We start from the raw sequence: 5,289 nt of genomic DNA on the forward strand, positions 1-5,289 counted from the left end.
CTAAAGTTGTTTGGACAATCACAGATTTATGTGAGACATTTGATGTAGAGGCTACATGGAAATTGAATGCACCAGCTGCATTAGAAATTATAACACCTTCTGATTATGATGGAGATGCATGTCAAACTCAAGAAGCAATTAACGATAAATTTGAAAACTGGTTAATGTCAGGAGTGGTTAACGGAGGTTGTGACTCAAAAATTGTTACAATTGACAAAACTGTTGCTGATGCACCAAGTGCATGTGGTGGTAGTGTTACCGTAACCTGGAAAGTAGTTGATTTATGTGAAACTAAATCTGCTAGCGCAACGTTTAGCGTAAAACCAGATGTAGAAGCACCAGTACTAGAATGTCCTCCATCAGATGAAGGTTCAGATTCTATATTTATTTGTAACCCAATATTAGGAGATAATGGCATTCCAGTAGATGTTGTTGATAAAGTGAAGTGGACTGACAACTGTGCAGGTGAAGGTTACACTGAAGGATATGACGACGGTAATGGCGTGACTTACGATAACTGTACTTATAGCTTAACACGTACATTTAGTCAAACAGATAACTGTAATAATACAGGTACATGTAGTGTAACATACACTTGGACTATAGACGAGTATGATAACTGTGAGACCATGTTTGCTCGCAATGGAGATGATGCATTATGCTTCTTAAAGGATAATGACGGAAATGGAAGTGGAGACTTTAACCGTTGGGGTTGGACTAACCTAATTTCACAAGGTACTAATTACACTATGGATCTTCATGCAGGCGCTGCACATTGTAATGCTACAGAAGCAAATAAAGTAGGTACTGCAACAGTTAACTATTCTGATAATGGAGAGATTACTGTACAGTATGAACTTGATCCAGGTTACGCAATGAATGAAGCACATGTGTATGTTGGTTGTAAATTATATCCTGAAAAAGGCGGTAAAAAAGGTGGTTACACAGTAGCGCCTGGTCAATATAATTATAACCCTAATAGCGGTTTAGATTATTTAGATGACTTTACAGTTGGCCCAATCTATGCACAAGGAGATGTTTATATTATTATACATGGTGTAGTTTGTGAAGAAGTTTGTAGATGTTCTGTACCAGATCCTGACACTTACGTTCCAGATGCAAGTAGTGATGATCCAGCAGGATGTGGAGAAGTTCAACCTTCGGTTCAAGTTGAAGCAGTAGATTTCACAGCATACCCAGTACCATTCGATAGCGAAGTTACCTTGAAATACTCTTTCGAATATGAAACTGATGTTAAGGTTGAAGTATTCGATATGAAAGGTACTTTAATTAGACAAGATGAAAACACAAGTTATGCCAAAGGAACTGTTGGAAAAACTAAGTTGAATTTATCTGGTACTGACGATCAATTACTATTAGTTAGAATGTCTACTAGTAAAGGTGTAGTAACCAAGAAAATTGTTTCTTCGGGATCTGCAAAATAGATAGTAAACAATAATTAATAAATTAGATTCTAAAGAGTCGCAACTTAAAGTTGCGACTCTTTTTTGTTTTTAAAAGTAGCTTCATAGTATATTGTTTTAATAAATATTTCAAAACCCAACATCTAATAAGTACTTCTCTGCGTAGATATTAAATTCGTTCTAACTTTTCAAATATCTTATTCTAAATCTGTATTTTTTATCTTACAAAAATATAGTTAATTTAAGCATTTCATCGATAAAATGACTAAAAAATCTGATGTAAAGATATTTTTATATAAGTTTAACCCGAATTTAACCTATTCAAGATTATGGCAATTTATACACTAAACAAATGTGTAACTACTTTACTATGCTTCTTATTCTGTTTTGCAATAGTAAGTGCACAAGAAACTATTTCTGAAATCCCACTTAATAAGCAAGTGGATTTATCTACTCAAATTATAGAGGGAAAAGTAATTTCTAAAGAATCGTTCTGGGACGAGACCCATAGTAACATCTACACAAAACAAACCATTCAAGTACATAAAGTTTTTAAAGGACAGGCTTTCGAGACTGTAGAAGTGATTACTAAAGGTGGCGTAGTAGATTTAGAAGCCCAAGTAGTGTCGCATAGTTTACATTTAAACAATGGCGATGTAGGGTTGTTTGTTTTAAAGCAACATTCTTCAAATATTCAAAGCAATAGAAATAATTCATTTCAAACGGTAAGTGATGCCCAAAGTTTTTATAAATATAATTTGGACAAGAATAGTGCAGTAAACGCTTTTAATAATATTCAAGACATCGATAAAAATTTATATTCGAAATTAGAACAACACACAAATCGAAAGTTTTTAGAACTTAAACCATTAAAAATATCTCAATCTAGTAAAACAGGAAGTATTTCCCTAAAATCATCATTTGCTCCTATTATAACATCTTTTTCTACTAATAATATAACAGCTGGAACAAAGAGTACCATTATTATTAATGGTAGTAATTTCGGAACTACTAAGGGAACTGTGGGTTTTAGCGATGCTAATTATGGAGGAGCCCTATTTTATAATGCACTAGAAAATCAAATAATTAGTTGGTCTAATACACAAATAGAAGTAGAAGTGCCAGATAGAGCTGGAACGGGTCCAATAGAAGTTACAACAAGCGGTTCGCAATCTATATTATCATCACAAAATTTGACTATAGATTTCGCACAAGTAAATCTGGAATATGCTAATGATGCCTATCAAACACAGCATGTTGATAATAATAGTAATGGAGGAAACACATGGACTATGAATCAAGACTTTTTTAATTCTGATGCTAAGGAAGCCTTTGAAAGAGCCATAGAAAGTTGGACTTGTAGTACAGGTATCAATTGGGAGATCGATTCCAATACTACGTCTATAAATACCAATGCTAATGATGGTATAAATATTATTACATTCGACCCAACTATGTCTGGAGGAACACTTGGGCAATGTTATTCAAGTTATTCGGGTTGTTATGAAGGAGGAGAAATAAAATGGTACGTTACCGATATGGATATTATTCTTAACGGTAATAAAAACTGGAATTTCACAACAAACCCTCCAGCTTATAACCAAGTGGATTTTGAATCTGTAATCGTTCACGAGCTAGGTCATGGGCATCAATTAGGTCATGTTATAGATACCAATGTCGTTATGCATTATTCCATATCTGCAGGAGAATCATTAAGAGTCCTGAGCACAGACGATTTAATGGGTGCAGAAGATGTCCAATCTAGAAGCACAACTACGACTGTTTGTAGTCAACTAAGTATGACCAATTACGAATGTTTAGGAGAAGGATCTGGTCTTTCTATCGCAGACAACCAGCTGGAAAGTGATATCACGTTATATCCCAATCCTGCTAAATCTAATTTATATATCAAGAACAGTGGTTACCAAAATATTGATAGAGTTAGTGTTTTCAATGTTGTAGGAAAAGAGATTTATACCACTTTTAATTCCAAAAACTCAAGAGTGTTGCAATTAGACCTTTCTCGATACGCTCGTGGCGTCTATTTGGTTAAGATTAATTCAGAAATTGGAACGGTTACAAAGAAACTCGTTGTAAACTAATTAGTTAGATATGATAATTTTCTTCAAAAGGGCATTTTGACTTAAAACATTAGGTTTGCCATTTTGTCTAAACATAGTGTAAAATTGTATTTTATCGACTATAAATCACATCTTAACTAATTTCAACCTTTTATTAACTCAATCTGTTTTTTTATTTTTATATTTGAGTAACTCATAGTATTTGTGAGTCTTTTCTCCTTATAAATAGCATTTGATTAATAGCGAAATTGAATGCCCTCAATTTATATTTTCTTAGCAATTTGTGTTATGCAAATTTTATTTTATAAATAAGATTCGTAATAACCCTCATTCTACGTCTTATCTTTTTAGTGTTATGTAAACTCATTTATTAACTTAAATTAAATGTTATGTTTATGTACAAAACTACCAAACTATGGGCTATTAAATTATTTAATACCTATTTAAAGAAATTTTTATTGTGTTGTATGGTCTTTGCATTGTTTGGACTTTCAACACAGTTTTCGTATGGGCAAGTAGATGGTTGCCAACAAATTGCTAGTATAGATTTTGCAGCAGCGCATCCTAGCCAAGTTACTCAATTAGCCTCTACAGATAATGAAGTATTTTGGGGTAATGATGGCAATACTGGGAATCCTGATAATGCTGGAGGAAAGTGGCGAATTGAGTCATTAGAACCACAAGATTATGATTGTTTTGATGAAGTACCTTTCTTTGTTGAGCTAAAAATTTCCGAAAACGCGGCTTGTAGCAATATGAGTGTTAAACTACCTATAAGTTGGTTATGTAATACTACTGGTCAAGGCGGGATTGGTGTTTCTGATATTAGGGGATGGCGATTAAATAAAAATGATCCCGCATATAGTGGAGGAGGAACAGACGAAACTTTAGATTTTGATTATGGTACAGATTGGATGACCAGTGCTACGCCCACTCAAGGCAATGGGAAGTGTGATCTAGAATCTACATTTACTATTAATGGTTTAGACCCAGGAGAAACTGTTATTTTAAGAATTGATGTTTTATTAGATTGTGACTTAAACTCTTCACCTACAGGAAATATTCAAGGATCACTTGGTGAATTTGCTAATATTGAAATTTTAAGTGGAACAGGTACAAATTGTGCTTGTGCTAACTTACAAGGTGGTGCACAAACCATTCCTTGGAAAGTAGCTTTACCAGAATGTCCAGATTCAGTATCGTTAGATTCTTCTTCTGATTGTGAAGGTGAAGATATTGTATTCACAGCAACTACAGCAGCTCCAGGAGCAAACACATTCATATTCTTTTTGGATAATAACAACAATTTCACATTTGATGCAGGAGATACTTCCTTGCAAAATGGTAATTCTAATGCATATACAGATGTTGGACAAGCAACACACTCAAATGGTGATGTTGTAACCGTAGAGGTAATTACAGAAGGAGGCGTTTGTATGTATTATGACCAGACTACTGTTTCAGTATACGATAAACCCTCAGCTAATGCAGTCCCTACAAATGTTAGTTGTCACGGAGCTAGTGATGGTTCTATAGATCTAACGGTAACAGGAGGTACAGCGCCATTTACATATGATTGGGACAATGATGGAACAGGTGATTTTAATGATCCTCAAGACTTATCAGGATTGGCACCAGGTACATATAATGTGACAGTAAAAGATTCTAATGGTTGTACGACTACATCATCAGCTACAATAAGTCAATCAGATGACATAGTATTAACCACGAGTTATACCAATGTAACGTGTCACGGAGAGGATGATGGTACTATAACAGCGTCA

The 5,289-nt window shown here is 34.3% G+C and carries 3 protein-coding genes; all 3 read left to right on the forward strand.

The features are described 5' to 3' along the window. Nucleotides 1-1,445 (forward strand): T9SS type A sorting domain-containing protein (locus Q0739_RS14550; RefSeq protein ID WP_298239467.1); only part of this gene is annotated, 1,445 nt, incomplete at its 5' end. A gap of 308 nt (nucleotides 1,446-1,753) precedes the next feature. Then, on the forward strand, nucleotides 1,754-3,526 hold the full coding sequence (locus Q0739_RS14555) for a T9SS type A sorting domain-containing protein (RefSeq protein ID WP_298239468.1): 1,773 nt from the start codon (nucleotides 1,754-1,756) through the stop codon (nucleotides 3,524-3,526). A 374-nt stretch (nucleotides 3,527-3,900) separates the two neighbouring features. Beyond that, a partial coding sequence (locus Q0739_RS14560; protein WP_298239469.1) for a hypothetical protein occupies nucleotides 3,901-5,289 on the forward strand: 1,389 nt, incomplete at its 3' end.

The organism is uncultured Algibacter sp., from assembly GCF_947487605.1.
Taxonomy (GTDB): Bacteria; Bacteroidota; Bacteroidia; order Flavobacteriales; family Flavobacteriaceae; genus Algibacter_D.